The organism is Holdemanella sp. DFI.5.55 (genome assembly GCF_020593575.1).
In the GTDB taxonomy this organism is placed as follows: Bacteria; Bacillota_I; Bacilli_A; order Erysipelotrichales; family Erysipelotrichaceae; genus Holdemanella; species Holdemanella hominis.
This window is the reverse complement of record NZ_JAJDMK010000448.1, coordinates 1-217: the sequence shown is the minus strand read 5'-3', so window position 1 is coordinate 217 and position 217 is coordinate 1. Positions and strand designations below refer to the sequence as shown.

The 217-nt window shown below is 53.9% G+C and carries 1 protein-coding gene; it reads left to right on the top strand.

Annotated features, from left to right (window positions below; all coding sequences use genetic code 11):
* Positions 1–217, top strand: a 217-nt coding sequence (locus tag LJE08_RS14765; protein WP_227403684.1) for an NFACT family protein, incomplete at both ends; no start/stop codon positions are given.

Below are 217 nucleotides of genomic sequence, written 5' to 3'. Positions count from 1 at the left end.
AGGGCGGCCGCGTCTCCAAGGTCAACCAGCCCTATCCTGCCGAAATGGTGATGGTAATCCGCGCCAATCGCCATAACTATTCCCTGCTGATCTCGGCCAATCCATCCTACCCACGCATTCAGATCACGCAGATTCCTTATCAAAATCCCGCTGTCCCCAGCAATTTCGCCATGACCATGCGTAAATATCTGGAAGGAGCGCTGGTGAAAGAAGTCGC